This window comes from Streptomonospora sediminis (genome assembly GCF_054778995.1).
This window is the reverse complement of the sequence record NZ_BAAGYZ010000017.1, coordinates 67945-83230: the sequence shown is the minus strand read 5'-3', so window position 1 is coordinate 83230 and position 15286 is coordinate 67945. Positions and strand designations below refer to the sequence as shown.

Annotated in this window: 10 protein-coding genes and 1 pseudogene; 2 read left to right on the top strand and 9 right to left on the bottom strand. The window is 72.3% G+C overall.

All coding sequences use genetic code 11. From position 1 onward, the window contains the following. Positions 1–39 precede the first annotated feature (39 nt). A complete protein-coding gene (locus ACYVD5_RS04965) occupies positions 40–534 on the bottom strand; it encodes an FxsA family protein (protein WP_460999718.1) in 495 nt (164 codons plus the stop codon). A 180-nt stretch (positions 535–714) separates the two neighbouring features. Next, complete coding sequence (lnt, locus tag ACYVD5_RS04960; protein WP_460999699.1) at positions 715–2370, bottom strand: apolipoprotein N-acyltransferase; 1656 nt, start codon at positions 2368–2370, stop codon at positions 715–717. Positions 2371–3245: 875 nt separating this feature from the next. On the opposite strand from lnt, the gene ACYVD5_RS04955 reads away from it, so the two are divergent. Then, positions 3246–4478, top strand: a complete 1233-nt coding sequence (locus ACYVD5_RS04955) for an ABC transporter ATP-binding protein (protein WP_460999698.1) — start codon at positions 3246–3248, stop codon at positions 4476–4478. 219 nt (positions 4479–4697) lie between these two features. Here ACYVD5_RS04955 and ACYVD5_RS04950 read toward each other — a convergent pair whose 3' ends face one another. The 6 genes from ACYVD5_RS04950 to ACYVD5_RS04925 form a co-directional block, all read right to left on the bottom strand. Next, on the bottom strand, positions 4698–5645 hold the full coding sequence (locus ACYVD5_RS04950; protein WP_460999697.1) for a carbohydrate ABC transporter permease: 948 nt from the start codon (positions 5643–5645) through the stop codon (positions 4698–4700). Next, on the bottom strand, positions 5642–7003 hold the full coding sequence (locus ACYVD5_RS04945) for a carbohydrate ABC transporter permease (protein ID WP_460999696.1): 1362 nt from the start codon (positions 7001–7003) through the stop codon (positions 5642–5644). The genes ACYVD5_RS04950 and ACYVD5_RS04945 overlap by 4 nt, the downstream gene beginning before the upstream one ends. Positions 7004–7096: 93 nt before the next feature. Further along, the gene (locus ACYVD5_RS04940; RefSeq protein ID WP_460999695.1) at positions 7097–8404 is read right to left on the bottom strand and encodes an ABC transporter substrate-binding protein; all 1308 of its coding nucleotides are present in this window, start codon (positions 8402–8404) and stop codon (positions 7097–7099) included. Positions 8405–8588: 184 nt separating this feature from the next. Further along, positions 8589–9770 (bottom strand): acyl-CoA dehydrogenase family protein, encoded by a 1182-nt coding sequence (locus ACYVD5_RS04935; RefSeq protein ID WP_460999694.1) that lies wholly within the window; start codon positions 9768–9770, stop codon positions 8589–8591. Positions 9771–9942: 172 nt separating this feature from the next. Next, on the bottom strand, positions 9943–11100 hold the full coding sequence (locus ACYVD5_RS04930; RefSeq protein WP_460999693.1) for a glycosyltransferase family 4 protein: 1158 nt from the start codon (positions 11098–11100) through the stop codon (positions 9943–9945). Between the two features lie 152 nt (positions 11101–11252). Next, positions 11253–11624 carry a MerR family transcriptional regulator gene (locus ACYVD5_RS04925; RefSeq protein ID WP_460999692.1) on the bottom strand — a complete coding sequence of 124 codons (372 nt, stop codon included), beginning with the start codon at positions 11622–11624 and terminating at the stop codon, positions 11253–11255. Between the two features lie 122 nt (positions 11625–11746). Between ACYVD5_RS04925 and ACYVD5_RS04920 the strand changes: the two are divergent. After that, positions 11747–12004, top strand: a pseudogene (locus ACYVD5_RS04920) (oxidoreductase); the annotation flags it as partial. A gap of 390 nt (positions 12005–12394) precedes the next feature. Here the strand turns inward: ACYVD5_RS04920 and ACYVD5_RS04915 are convergent. Then, positions 12395–15256: a DEAD/DEAH box helicase gene (locus ACYVD5_RS04915; RefSeq protein WP_460999691.1), complete on the bottom strand. Its 2862-nt coding sequence runs from the start codon at positions 15254–15256 to the stop codon at positions 12395–12397. Positions 15257–15286: the final 30 nt, after the last annotated feature.

The following is a 15286-nucleotide window of genomic DNA, read 5'->3' as shown; positions in this document are numbered from 1 at the left end:
TGATACCGACCGCTTGCCGACCGCTGCGCCAGGGCGCTGTCATTCGTCCTCGACGACGCGGCCCTGGATGATGCGCCCGCCGCTGGGGGCGCGCTCGCCCGGCTGGCCCGGCTGCGGCGGGATGCGGCCGCCTTGGGCGACGAACTCGGCCTCGGCGGAGTCGCGCATGCGCTTGATGCGGCGTTCGGCCCAGGCGGTGAACACCCAGCGCAGGGCCGGGCGAGTGAACGGCAGCGCCATCACGGCGCCCAGGACCGCGGTGACGAACCCGGGGGTCAACAGCAGGATGCCGCCGACCATCAGCATCAGCGTGTCCAGCAGACTGCGCTGCGGGGGCTGGCCGGTGCGGATGGCGGCGTCGGCCTCGCGGAAGGTCTTGGTTCCGGCGCGGCGCAGCACGACGACCCCGGCGGCGCTGAGGACGAACAGCAGTCCGATGGTCCAGGCGACGCCGATCGTCTGGCCGACCAGGATCATCAACCAGATCTCCAGGAAGGGCAGCGCCATCAGCGAGATGACGATCAGCAGCGGCAGCATGGGCACCATCCTCGGGTTCAGCGGCTCTCCTCTTGCAACGCCGGGCACCGGCCAAACGTTCCCGGCCGCGCCGGCGATACCCGGCGCGGTGGATGCGGCCTCGGGGATGCGGGTCTGTCGGTCCTGCTCTCCTGTGCTTCCCTGTTCCCCGGGCGCCGGGCCCGCCGGCCTTGCCGCCTAATCCCCTGCGCCGGGAGGACCGGCGCCCGCCGCAGCGGGCCGGTTGCGCCGTGTGCGGCCGCCGCCGTTGCGGCGCGCGGCCACCCCGGCTGCGGCGACGGCGCCTGCGGCCACCGCACACAGCGCCGCCTCGGGCAGGGGCCCCAGCCGCGTGGCCGGGGTCAGGCCGCTCATCGCCTGCAGTTCGGCCACGTGCACCGCGGGCCGCGCTTCGGGCGAACGGTAGGTGACCTCGCCCTGTGCGGTGACCACTGCGCTGATCCCGCTGGTGGCGGCCACCACGGCGGGACGCCCGTGCTCGACCGCGCGCAGCCGGGTGATATCGAGCTGCTGCTCGGACTGGCCGGTGAAGTTGTAGTTGGCGTTGTTGGTGGGCACCGCGAGGATCTGGCCGCCGGCCGCCACCGATTCGCGCACCGGGCGATCGAAGGCCACGTCGAAGCAGATCGCGGTGGCCACCGTCGTCCCGCCCATCTTCAGCGCCCCCGGCTCGGTGCCGGGCAGCGCATCGCTGGTGACGTGGTCCAGGCGCTGGACGAACCGGGTGAAGACCTCGCGGTAGGGAATGTACTCGCCGAAGGGCACCAGGTAGCGCTTGGTGTAGTACTCGCCGGGGCCGTCCTCGGGATCCCACACCACGCTGCGCACCTCGCGTTCGGTGGCATCGTCGCTGTAACGGGTGACGCCGAACAGCAGCGGGGCGCCGACATCGCGGGCGGCGCTGGTGATCATGTCGGCGGCGGCCGGGTCGCGGTAGGTGTCGATGTCGCTGGCGTTCTCGGGCAGCACGACCAGATCGGGTTGCGGCGCCTTGCCGGAGTCGACGCGGCCGGCGAGGCGGTGCACGCCCTCGACGTGGTTGCGCAGCACCTCCATGCGCTCGCCCAGGACGCTCATCTGCCCCACGCCGGGCACATTGCCCTGCACGAGGGCGACGGTGGCGGTGTGGTCGACGGCGGGTGCGGTCAGCGCCGGCAGGGCCGCGCCCGCTGCGGTGAGGGCGACCGCGCCCGCCGCCAGCCCTGCGGTCGCCGCCAGCGGGGCCCGCGGACGCCGTACGAGGCGCAACACGGCCGCCAGCAGCAGGGCGCCCGCCAGCGCAACGGCGAACGTGGTCAGCGGCGCCGACCCCAGGGCCGCGTAACCGGCAAAGGGTGTGTCGGGTTGAGCGAAGGCGAGTTTGCCCCAGGGGAATCCACCCAGCGGGAAGCGGGCGCGCACCGCCTCCTGCAGCACCCACAGCGCGGCGGTCCACACCGGCCAGCCCGGCAGCTTGGCGACCCAGGCGATGCCGGCGGCCATGGGGGCGAAGTACACGCATTCGGCGGCGGCGATGATCAGCCACACGTCCACGCCGAAAACGTCCTGCCAGCGGATCAGCGGCACCATCAGCGTTGCGCCCGCGAGCAGCCCCAGCCAGGCTGCGCGGCGCGTGCGGGTGCCCATGACCGCGATGGTGAGCAGCGCGGCGCCGACCGGCCCGAGCCACCACAGGCTGAAGGGCGCCAGCGCGAAGAGTTGGCACAGCCCCGCCGCCGCGGCCGCAAGGGCGCGCGGGGCGGGTCCGGTGAGCGAGCGCTGAGGGGATCTGCCTGCCACCGCGGGGGCGGTCCAGGCGGTATCGCCCGTGTGCTGGGCGCCTTCGGTTACCACGCCTGGCTCGCTTTCACCTGAATGTGGGGGGACGCGGAAAAGGCCCGAAAGCACCCTTCGGACCGGATCCGTCTCGTCGGCGGCGAGCGCGGAGACCGTTGTCTACTGGATGTTCGGGCCTTCTCCGGGTCCAACCCCCCGCCCGGCCGCGGAACCCCGGTCCTTATCAGGCCGCCGAACGCACCTGGTGCGTGGTGCGACGTCCGGCAAGACAACGACCGGACCGCTCGACCGGTCCGTCCAGTGCTGGACTGGTCAGTAGGTTACCCAGTCTCACCGGTCGTGCGCCGCAACCCTTCGCCGACGTGTCGGAGCGAGGGAGTCCCGCCCGCTCACGCACGCGGAGAATGCGAGGCCCACCGGATCCGGATAACCGCCGCCAGGCTAACGCACCCCGTGCGCACACGCCAGTCCGCCGATGCCGCGCCGAGCGCCGGCACAACGCACCGAAACAGGGCCTGACCAGGCCTTACGCGCGTATGGCAATCGTTCGGCCACGGTCGGTCGCGGCTCCCCGCAAGGCCTGCGGGCGCGGCGGCGCCCGCGGCGATCCACCTGAGCAGTGGCGCCCGCTCGCGCACGCGGGCACTTCCGCGCACACGGATGCGGGGCGCCCGGGCGCCCGGGCGCGCCGCGGTGGCTTGCGGCCACACACCGCACACACCGCCTCCCCGGGCCGGCGGTTCCCGTTGCGCACCCCTGGCCCCTGACATCTCACATCGTGGACGCAATCAGATCGAAATGGCGCGAACTATCGACAGAACGGCATCACTGGTGTTCGATATCACCAACAGATCGATACAGACCGATCACGACAGCGGAAAACCCGCCCCCCGACCGGGGCGGCAGGCCACGGACACGGGAGCTGTTACCCCATGGCGAAGATCGTCCTGGACGGCGTCGACAAGGTGTACTCCGGCGGAGTCAAAGCCGTCGACAGCCTGAACCTCGAAATCAACGACGGCGAGTTCATGGTGCTCGTCGGCCCCTCCGGCTGCGGCAAGTCCACCGGCCTGCGGATGATCGCCGGGCTTGAGGAGATCACCGGCGGCGACCTCTACATCGGCGACGAAGTGGTCAACGACCGCCCGCCCAAGGACCGCGACATCGCGATGGTCTTCCAGAACTACGCGCTGTACCCGCACATGACCGTCGAGCAGAACCTCGCCTTCGGCCTGAAGCTGCGCAAGATCCCCAAGCAGGAGATCCAGAAGCGGGTGGGCGAGGCCGCCGCCATGCTGGGCCTGGAGTCCTACCTCAAGCGCCGCCCGGCCGCGCTCTCCGGCGGTCAGCGCCAGCGTGTGGCCATGGGCCGCGCCATCGTCCGCGAGCCGCAGGCCTTCCTGATGGACGAGCCGCTGTCCAACCTCGACGCCAAGCTGCGCGTGCAGATGCGCGCCTCGCTGAACCAGCTGCACGAGCGCCTGGGCGTGACCACGGTCTACGTCACCCACGACCAGACCGAGGCGATGACCCTGGGCGACCGCGTCGCAGTGCTGCGCGACGGCCGACTGCAGCAGGTCGACACCCCCAAGAACCTGTTCGACCACCCGGCCAACCTGTTCGTCGCCGGTTTCATCGGCTCGCCCGCGATGAACTTCGTCAACGCCGAACTGCAGAAGGACGGCTCGAACGCGGTGCTGAAGTTCGCCGAGCACACGCTGCCGGTGCCCAGCTCCATCCTCGACGCCCGGCCGGGCCTGCGCGACTACATGGGCAAGCACATCATCCTCGGCATCCGCCCCTCCGACTTCGAGGACGGCGCGATGCCCGGCGCCGCCACCGGCTCCGAAAACGGCACCAACGCCACCATGGAAGCCGTCGCCGACATCACCGAGGAACTCGGCACCGAGATCAACGTCATCTTCTCGGTGAACGCCCCTCCGGTGCGCCACGAGGAGGCCGCTGCTCTGGCCGCCGACGCCGCCGGCGACGAGGCCGACGAGGAATCCGCGCTGCCGCTGTCCGGCGACAAGTCGCTGTTCACCGCCCGGGTCAGCCCGCGCAGCTCGGTGCGCCCCGGCGGGCGGATCTCCCTGTCGGTCGACGTCAGCCAGCTGCACTACTTCGACATGGACAGCGGCCTGGCCATCGGCCTGACCGGCTGAACCGGCCGGACCCCCAAGCCGCGGCGGGTCCACTTCCCCTCCCAGCGGCCGCCGCACTCGCCGGCTGCGGCCCCGGGCGGGCCCGCGGCAACCGGCGGGCTCCGGAACACTTTCCGGGGCCCGCCGGCCCTTTTCCGGCCCTTCTCAGCCCGCACGGCCTTCACGGGGCGTTCGGGCTCTTGCGGCCGGCCGCCGGGCCCGGCGCGGGCCGGCGCCGCGCTACTTCACAGCGCCGGCCATCACGCCCTGGACGAAGTAGCGCTGGAACGCGAAGAACACCAGCAGCGGCACCAGCATCGACAGGAACGCCCCCGAGGCGATCACGTCGATGTTGGCCCCGAACTGGCGCATCTGCGACTGCAGCGCCACGGTCATGGGCCGGCTGGACTCGGCGGCGAACACCAGCGCCACCAGCAGGTCGTTCCACACCCACAGGAACTGGAAGATCCCCAGTGAGGCGATGGCCGGACCGCCCAGCGGCAGGACCACCCGGCGGAAGATGGCCGGCTCGCTGCAGCCGTCCATGCGCGCCGCCTCCAGCAGGTCCCGCGGGATGGCCGCGAAGAAGTTGCGCAGCAGGAAGATCGCGAACGGAAGTCCGAACCCGACGTGGAACAACACCACCGCCGGGATCGTCCCGTACAGCGGTGTGCCCCCGTACAGCCCCGAGATGGGCACCAGCGCCACCTGGAGCGGCACCACCAGCAGCCCCACCACACCCAGGAAGAGCCGGTCGCGCCCTGGGAACTCCAGCCAGGCGAAGGCGTAGGCGGCCGGCGCGGCGACCGCCACGATCAGCACGGTCGAGGGCACCGTGATGAGCACCGTGTTGCCGAAGGAGGCGACGAATCCGGCGTCGTCCAGCAGGCCGGCGTAGTTCTGCAGGGTGAGCTGGGCGGGCCGGGTGAACACCGTCCACCAGCCCGAGGCGGCGTTGTCGGCCGACGAGCGCAGGCTGGAGACCAGCAGGCCCAGGGTCGGCACCATCCAGAACAGGGCCACCAGTACCAGCAGCAGTTGGACCAGCCCCGACCCGGTGCGGGTGGCCAAGCGCCCGGCCACCGAGCTGCGCGCCCCGCCGCGGCGGGGCGCGGACGCGGGCGGACGCGGCGGGCCCAATGCCGCGGCAGGACGGCTCTGCGCGGTCCCGCCGGCCTGCGCACTCATGTCGCCTCCCGGCGGAACCGGCGGATCTGGAAAACCATCGCGGGAACGACCAGCACCAGCAGGAACACCGCCAGCGCGCTGCCCAGCCCCTGGTCGTTGGCGCCGAAGGAGACCTGCCACATCTCCAGCGCCAGCACGTTGGCGTCGGCGCGCACCGACCCCGGCGCGATCACGAACACCAGGTCGAAGATCTTCAGCACGTAGATCAGCAGGGTCACGAAGACCACCATCAGCACCGGCGACAGCAGTGGAACCGTCACCCGCCGGAACACCTGCCACTCCGAGGCGCCGTCCACCCGGGCGGCCTCCAGCACCTCGCGGGGCAGGGACGACAGCCCCGCGGCGATCAGCACCATCGCGAAGCCGGCCCACACCCACAGGTAGGCGGCGATGATCGACGGGGTGATCAGGACCGGTCCCAGCCAGGTGAGTCCGTTGTAGGGCTCGGAGAAATTGCCGGCCACCAGGCGCACGGTGTAGTCGCCCGCTTCCAGGCCGGTCAGTGCGAAGGTGCCGTCGGCCGCGGTGGTCGCGGTGGCGGCCACCCCGCCGTTGCGCACCGCTTCGATGCGCATGGCGGGAAACCCGGTCTCGGTGGTGTCGACCTCGCCCGCCCGGCCGCCGCCTCCGCGGGTGAAGTCCAGCCACACCGTTCCGGTCACCGCGTTTTGGCGGGTTGCGGCGCTGCCGGCGGGCTCGGCGCCGGCGGGCATGTCCTCGGCAGAGACTCCCACCAGGGGAACGTCCACCGCCTCGCCGGGCGAGACGGGCGCGCTCAGCCGGTAGCCGCCGCCTGCGGTCCGCTCCAGCGGCACCCCGTCGCGAGGGTTGGCTCCGGGGTAGGCCCCGGTGGGGGCGATCGTGTCCTGCACCGTGGTGACGATCGCGTTGGCCAGGCCGCGTTCGGGGTCCTGCTCCAGGACCAGCCGGAAGATCACCCCGGAGGCGAGGAAGGAGATCGCCATCGGCATGAACACCACGATCTTGAAGGCGGTGGCCCAGCGGATGCGCTCGGTGAGTACCGCGAAGATCAGTCCGGCCACGGTCACCGCGGCCGGTGCCACGGCGATCCAGATGACGTTGTTGCGCAACGCGGTGAACGTGTCGGGGCGGGTGAACATCGCGGCGTAGTTGTCCAGCCCCACGAACTGGGTGCCGGCTGCGTCCCACAGGCTCCGGTACACCGAGAACACGATCGGGTAGAGCATGTAGACGCCCAGGAACAGCAGCGCGGGCAGCAGGAAGACCAGTGCCAGCCGGCGCGGCGGGCCCAGGCGCGCCCGGCGGCGGGCGGTCCCGGCCGAGCCGCCGGATCCGCTGGAGGGGGCGGTGCGGTCGGTGCGGTCGGATCCGGTCATGGCGCCCTCCTGCCTTCCGCGCCGCCCTTTGCGGCGCCCGCCCGGTGCACAGCCGGTGGCGGCCCGCCGGCCGCCGGCGCTGCCATTGCGGGGCTACTCCGCCGCGGCGGCGGCCTGCTCCAGCTTCTCGGCCGCGGCCTCGGGGTCGGCGGGATCGCGCAGGAAGTCCTGCAGGATTGCCCACATGCCTTTGCCCTCGGTGGCACCGAACCGGCTGGGTACCTGGTCGGAGAGGTCGTAGCGGACGTTGTCGCCGGCTTCCAGGACGGTCTGGGCCAGGGTCTGGGTGAACTCGTCGGGGTAGGCGTCGGGCTGCACCTGGGAGTTGGCCGACAGGTAGCCGCCCAGCCCGGCCCAGGTGGTCTGGGCGCCGGGTGAGGCGAGGTAGGCCATCAGGCGCTGCACCCCTTCGGCCTCGCTCATGGCCACCGCGATATCGCCGCCCACCACGACCGGCGGGTCCTGGCCCACGGCGGGGAACGGGAAGGCCCGGGCGGTCTCGCCGACCGTTGCGCCGGCCTCCTCGGCGCTGGCGGCCACGAAGTCGGCCTCGTAGACCATGGCGGCCTGTTCCTGGCCGTAGACCTCGGTCACGCAGGTGGGGAAGTCGGTCTGCACCGCGCCCTGGGTGCCGCCGGCCATCCAGTCCTGTTCGCCCCACACCTCGGCGAGGGATTCGAGGGTCCGCACGACGCTGTCGTGGGTCCAGGGGATCTCGCGGGCCGCGAGGCGGTCGTAGTCGGCGGGGCCGGCCTGGGAGAGGTAGGCGTTCTCGAACCAGTCGGTCAGGGTCCACCCGGAGGCGCCGCACATGGCAAAGGGGGTGATTCCGGCGTCGGAGAGCGTGGGGGCGGTGGTGGCGGTGAGGTCGTCCCAGGTCTCGGGCGGGTTCACCCCCGCCTGGTCCAAGGCGTCGGGCCGGTACCAGATGATGGATTTGTGGGCGGCCTTGAGTAGGACGCCGTAGCTGTTGCCGTCGACCGAGCCGAGTTCGCGCCAGTAGTCGGTGTAGTTCGCCTCCAGCGCATCGGCGGCGCCGCCGGCCAGGGGCACGAGCGCATCCTGGGCGGCGTACTCCCGGAGCAGGCCGGGTTGGGGCAGCACGGCCACGTCGGGCGGCTCGCCCGCCTCGATCTTGGGGCCGAGGTAGGCGCCGGTGTCCTCGCCGGTGGACTCGTAGGTGACGGTGGCGCCGGTCTCCTCTTCGAACCCGGCCAGCACCTCGGTGAAGTTCTCTTCCTCGATACCGGTCCACTTGGCCGCCACCAAGAGCTCCACACCCGCCAGGTCGCCGGTTCCGGGGCTCTGCGTCGATCCGGGGCTGCAGGCGGTGGCCGCCAGCAGCAGCCCGGCTGCGGCCGCCGATAGCGGGCCGCGGGCTGTCCGCACGTGCTCGGGCATGGGGGTCTCGCCTCCGCCGATCTGGCCTGCCCCCGGATTCGCCGCGGCCGGTGTCATGGCCGCGGGCGGGCCGGGAACCGCAGTTGATCTTGTGACCTACGTCGCAGTGGCACTTGCCTCCTTGTACCAGTGGATGTTGCGTGTGGACAGGGCTTGCCGCAGGGCTGTTACGAAGTCGTATCCGTTACCGCGCCGCGGGACCGGTCCCGCTGTCGGCGGCGCGGGCCAGGTCGCGGCCGATGACCAGGCGCTGTATCTGGTTGGTGCCCTCGACGATCTGCAGCACCTTGGCCTCGCGCATCAGCCGCTCGGCGGGCAGGTCGCGGGTGTAGCCCGAGCCGCCGAGCACCTGGACGGCGTCGGTGGTGACCCGCATGGCGGTGTCGGTGGCAAAGAGTTTGGCCATTGCGGCCTGGGTACTGAAGGGGCGGCCGGTGTCGCGGCGCCGCGCGGCGGCCAGGTAGAGCTCGCGTGCGGCGGCGATACCGGTGGCCATGTCGGCGAGCATGAACGAGATTCCCTGGAAGTCGCCGATGGCCCGGCCGAACTGGTGGCGATGGCGCGAGTGCTCCACGGCGGTGTCCAGAGCGGCCTGGGCCACGCCGACGGCGCAGGCGGCGATGCCCAGTCGGCCGGAGTCCAGCGCCGCCATGGCGATCGCAAAGCCCTCGCCTTCGTCGCCGATGCGGTGCTCGGCTCCGGCGGCGGCCTCCTCGAAACGCACGACCGCAGTGGGCGAGGCCGCCATGCCCATCTTGCGTTCGGGCGGGTCGGCCTGCACCCCGGGGGTGGCGGCGGGCACGTGGAAGCAGCTGATGCCGCTGTCGCCGGAGCCGGGTTCGCCGGTGCGGGCGAAGACGGTGTAGAAGTCGGCGACCCCGCCGTGGGTGATCCAGGACTTGGCGCCCTCGATCACGTATCCCCCGGCGCCAGGGCGGGCGCGGGTGGCCATGGCCGCGGCATCGGAGCCGGACTGGGCTTCGGACAGGCAGTAGGCGCCGAGCCGTTCGCCGCTGAGCATGTCGGGCAGCAGTGCCCTGCGCTGGGCGGCCGAACCGCAGGAAGCGACGGGGAAGCACGCGAGGGTGTGCACGCTCAGCCCCAGCCCCACGGCCAGCCAGCGGGTGGCCAACTCCTCGACCACCTGCAGGTAGACCTCGTAGGGCTGCTCGCCGCCGCCGTGCTCGGCCGGGTAGGGCAGGCCCAGCAGCCCGGCGCGGCCCAGCAGGTCGAAGGCATCGCGCGGGAAGGCGCCCTGCTCCTCGTCGCGGGCGGCCCGCGGCGCCAGTTCCTTGTCGGCGATGCCGCGGACGAGGTCGAGCAGATCTGCGGCCTCGGGTGTGGGCAGGTTGCGCTCGTGGGCCATGCCGGCTCCCCTGGTGGTCGGTGGTCGTGGGCGGGATCGCCGCCGCGCGAACGGGATTGGGACGAACTAGTAGGACGTCCGAATACATTGTCGCGCCTTCGCGCGGGTACTTCCACCACGCTTTACCGCCGAGTGCGGCCGGGAGCGGCCAGCGGCCCGGGCCGGGCCGCGGTCAGGCCGCCGGGGCGCCGTCCAGTTTGGCCAGCATCCGTTCCCAGGTCCACTCCTCCAGCACCCAGTCGCGGCCGCGCTCGCCCATCGCACGAGCGGTGTCGCGATTGCCCAGCAGCAACGCCAGCCGCCTGGCCACATCGCTCGCATCCCTGCCGTCGGCGACGTAGCCGGTCTCGCCGTGGCGCACCCGGTCCTGGGCGGCCGCCGAGTCGCCGGCGACCACGGGCAGCCCGCAGGCCGCGGCCTCCAGGAGCCCCGCCGGGGAGGGCGCATTCCGGCTGCCCGAATCCAGTCGGCCCGGCTGAGCGAAAATGTCGGCGGCCGCATAGAGCTCCGGCAGTTCGGGTCCGGTGGAGGGACCGGCGAAGGCGACCTCGCCGGCCACCCCCGCCCACTCCGCCAGCGCCCGCAGGCGGCCCAAGTCGGGGCCTGATCCGGCCACAAGCAGCCGCACGCCCGGGAACCGCACCCGCAGCCAGGTCATGGCCCGGATCAGGGTGTCGGCGCCGCAGCCGCGCACCAGGCGGCACGCGCACAGGATCACCGGGCCCGCGCCCAGCCCGTAAGCGCGGCGCACCCGAGTCCCGTCCATGCCGGGGCTAAACGTCCGGGTGTCCACCCCGGCGGCCAACCGCACCAGCCGCACCGCCGAACCGGGCGGCAGCGCCCGCTCGGCCTCCTCGCGGGCGTACTCGCCGGGGTAGGCGAGCATGTCGGCGCCTGCCGCGGCACGGCGCAGCAGCGGCCGTGCGGCCGGCCCCCACGCGGCCGTGCCGCGGGCGGCCACCACGACCTCGCCCTGGCCGTACTCGCGCAGGCGTGCGGCCATCAGGCCCAGCCCGGCCTCGGCCAGCAGCACCCGGTCGCAGCCGTAGCCGCGCATCAATCCGGCCGCGCGGCGGGCGGTGCGCGGAGTCGGCAGCAGCCGCGGCCCGGAGTCGCGCTCGATGGGATAGTCCTGGTGGTCGTCGAACCCTCCGGTACCCGCCGAAACGGTGTGCACGACCACACCGCCACCGCCACCGGTGCCGCTGCGGGCGAGCCGGCGGGCCAGTCGGCTGGCGAAGGTTTCGTAGCCGCCCCCGCGCCCGGGGAAGTCGTTGGTCACCAGCAGTGTGCGCGACACCATCGCAGAGCCCCCCGTATTCCTCGTCATGGGCGCGCTCCCGGATGCCCGCGGCGGCGCGGCAGGAGCGCGTGGAGCCGACCGTGTCCGGTGGCTCTATCCCCGCGGCAGCCGGCCTACACCCCGCCGACCGGCCGATCCGCGGTATCGGTATCCGGCCGGTACCGCGACCGGGCGGAGGTTCACTCCGAGTACAAAGAGCGGCGGGAGCCCGCCGCGGATTCGGCCGAGGCGATGACGCCGTCGAGGCGGTCGCGCGCGGACTGGAGTTCGCGGAGGCTGCGGTCGATGCGCTCGCGCTGTTCGGCGAGGCGGTCGACCATCTCGGGCGAGACATCGCCGGTGGCCAGGCACGGCAGCATCCCGCCGATGACCTGGCTGGTCATACCGGCCGCGTACATCTCCTGGATCATCTGCACGCGTTCGACGGCCGCCTCGGCATAGTGCCGCTGCCCGCTGCCGCTGCGCTGGGCCGCAAGGAGCCCCTGTTCCTCGTAGTAGCGCAGCGACCGCACGCTCACGCCCGTCTTCGCCGCCAACTCGCCGATCCGCACGCCGCACCTCCCCGGTGACGTCCACCATATTACTTGCCTCTGACGTCAATGTCAGGTTCCAGTCTGCTGGGCGACAGCAACGCACGGCCCTGCGCCGCTGACTCAACCGCAGAGGCCCCCCAATGACGAGCCTGTTCGAAAGCTACCGCCCCGCCCGCCTGGACCTACCCAACCGCATCGTCATGGCACCCATGACACGCGCCCGCGCAGCGGCCGCGGGCCTGCCCACCGCGTCGGCGGCGCGGTACTGCGCCCAGCGGGCCAGCGCGGGCCTGATCATCAGCGAAGGGGTGCAGCCCAGACTGCAGGGCCAGTCCAACCGCGTCCACCCCCGGCCCGCACACCGACGACAGGTGGCGGCCTGGCGGCCGGTCACCGGCGCGGTACACACCAACGGCGGACGCATCTTCGCCCAGCTCATGCACGCCGGCCGGGTCAGCCACCCGACGTGGCGGGTTTCCGCCCCGTCGCGCCGTCGGCCGTGGCGCTGGAGGCCGAAACTGTACACCGGCCCCAACACTCCTGGCGCTGCGCAAGTCCTGGCCCGGCGCGTTCATCGTCAACCCGTCGCAGCCGACCAACGCGGCCAACCCCGACCTGGTGGAGCGGTAACGGGCCGGGCTTGCGCTCAGCTCGCCCGACCGCGAAACGTTCTACCAGGGCGGCGACACCGGATACATCGACCAGCCGCCCTACCGGCACTGACCACCGCGGCGGCCCGCAGGGGCCGGGCGGGCGCCCGCTCGGTACCTGCGCGCCCCGTGCCCCGGTCAGGTCACCGAGGAGTAGGCGACCACGCCGCGGCGGACCAGATCGGCGGCGCGGCGGGCGGTGCGCCGCACCCCGCTGTCCTCGGGCGCGGCACCGGCGATCTGGCCGAGCATGTCGACCAGCTGCTTGGTGGTGCGCACGAAGTCGCCGGCGGGCATGTCGGCCTCGCCGAGGATGCGGTCGAGCCGGTCGCCGCGGGCCCAGCGGTGGGTGGTCCACACGAACCCCATGTCGGGGCGGCGCAGGAACGACACATTGTTGTCGCGCTCGACCTCGTGCAGCTCGCCCCAGAGCCGCTCCATCTCCTCCAGTACCGCCGCCGGAGCGCCGTCGGGCACCCGCGGGAACGGGTCGTCGTTGCGCCGCGACTCATAGACCAACGATGACACGCACGAGGCCAGGTCCTGGGGCCCGAGGTCCTCCCACACGCCCCGGCGCAGGCACTCCGCCACCAGCAGGTCCAGCTCGGAATAGACCTTGGCCAGCTTGGCCCCCTCCTCGGTGACGGTGTCGCCGTCGAGGTAGTCGAGGGTGTCCAGCACACCGCATACGCGGTCGAAGGTGCGGGCGATCACGTGGGACCGCCCCTCGACCCGGGCGCGCAGCGAATCGGTCTCCTTGCGCAGCCGGAAGTAGCGCTCGGCCCAGCGGGCGTGGTCCTCGCGCTCGTCGCAGCCGTGGCAGGGGTGTTGGCGCAGCTCGCGGCGCAGGCGGGTGATCTCGGGGTCCTCGGCGTCGCCGCCGCCGCGCTGCTTGCCCGGGTCGACGCCGCCGGTCTCCTCGATCTTGTTGCGCAGTGAGGAGGCGAGGTCGGTGCGCGACTGCGCCGAGCGGGCGGAGAAGTTCTTCGGGATGCGCAGCCGCCCGGCCGGCTCCACCGGCACCGGGAAGTCGGCGGCGTTGACCCGCTTGACCTGGCGTTTGGAGGTCAGCACCAGCGGCGCCGGCGCGTCGCCGCGCAGCCCGGGGTCGAGCACCACCGCGAAGCCGGTGTGGCGCCCGGAGGGCACCCGGATGATGTCGCCGGCGCGCAGGCGCTCCAGGCTGCGCACCGCCTCGTCGCGGCGGCGGGCGTTGCGCCCCTTGGCCGACTGGGTCTCGCGGTCGCTCAGCTCGCGGCGCAGCGCCGCGTACTCCATGAAGTCGCCCAGGTGGCACGTTGCCGCCTGGGCGTAGCCGGCCATGGCCTCCTCCTGCTTTCGCAGCTGCTTGACCAGGCCCACCACCGCCCGGTCGGCCTGGAATTGGGCAAAGGAGGCCTCGAGCATGGTGCGGCTGCGCTCGCGGCCGACCTGGCCCACCAGGTTCACCGCCATGTTGTAGGACGGCTGGAAGCTGGAGTTGAGCGGGTAGGTGCGGGTGCTGGCCAGCCCGGCCACGGCCTCGGGGTCGGTGCCCGGCTGCCACACCACGACCGCGTGGCCCTCGACGTCGATCCCGCGCCGGCCGGCGCGCCCGGTCAGCTGGGTGTACTCCCCCGCCGTCAGCGGGGCGTGGGTCTCGCCGTTCCACTTGTCGAGCTTCTCGATGACCACGGTGCGCGCGGGCATATTGATGCCCAGTGCGAGGGTCTCGGTGGCAAAGACCGCGCGGATGAGGCCGCGGGAGAACAGGGTCTCGACGACCTCTTTGAACGTGGGCAGCAGGCCGGCGTGGTGGGCGGCCACGCCGTGCTCAAGGGCGCGCAGCCATTCGTCGTAGCCCAGCACCGACAGGTCGGCAGGGGGGATGTCGGCGCACTGGCGCTGGGCGTAGTCGCGGATCTCAGCGGCCTCCTCCTCGGAGGTGAGCCCCAGCCCGGCGTAGACGCACTGGCGCACGGCGTCGTCGCAGCCGGCGCGGCTGAAGACGAACACGATCCCCGGCAGCAGCCCCTCGCGGTCGAGTTCGTCGACGACCTGCACCCGGTTGGGCGGAGCATACTTGGCGCGCGGCCGCGCCGAGGTCCGTGCCCGGGTCTGGGGGTGGCGGCGGCGGTGGGCGAGCTGGGTGATGCGGTCTTCCTCCTGAGCCAGCCGGACCAGCCGCGGGTTGACCCGCATGCGCTCGCCGTTGACCTGGATCTCGGCCGCGGACTCGCCGGGCCGGCGGTCGCGCTTGCGGGTGCGCTTGGCGCGGCCGCCGCCGTTTCCGTTGCCCGAGGCGCCCTGGCTGTCGGGGCCGTCGGTGTCCTCGGTCTCAAGGGGCACGAACAGGTCGTGAATGCGCTTGCCGGCCATGACGTGCTGCCACAGCGGTACCGGGCGTTTCTCGTCGACGATGACGGTGGTCTCGCCACGCACCTGCTGCATCCACTCGCCGAACTCCTCGGCGTTGCTGACCGTGGCCGACAGCGCCACCACCCGCACCGACTCGGGCAGGTGGATGATGACCTCTTCCCACACCGCGCCGCGGAAGCGGTCGGCCAGGTAGTGGACCTCGTCCATCACCACATAGGCCAGCCCCGCCAGGGTGTGCGAACCCGCGTAGAGCATGTTGCGCAGCACCTCGGTGGTCATCACCACGATGGGTGCTTCGCCGTTGACACTGTTATCGCCGGTGAGCAGCCCGACCTGCTCGGCACCGTAGCGGCGCACCAGGTCGGTGTACTTCTGGTTGGACAGCGCCTTGATGGGCGTGGTGTAGAAGCACTTCGCGCCGTCGCGCAGCGCGAGGTGCACCGCGTACTCGCCCACGACGGTCTTGCCCGAGCCGGTGGGAGCGGCCACCAGGACGCCTTCGCCGGATTCCAGCGCCTTGCAGGCACGGACCTGGAAAAGGTCGAACTCGAATCCGTAGAGCCCTTGGAACTCCTCGATGGCCGTGCTGGACTCGGCTTGGCGCCGACGGAAGGCGGCGTACCGCGCGGCGTGGGTACTCATATCGCCCAAGCTTATGGCGTTGGGGCGGGT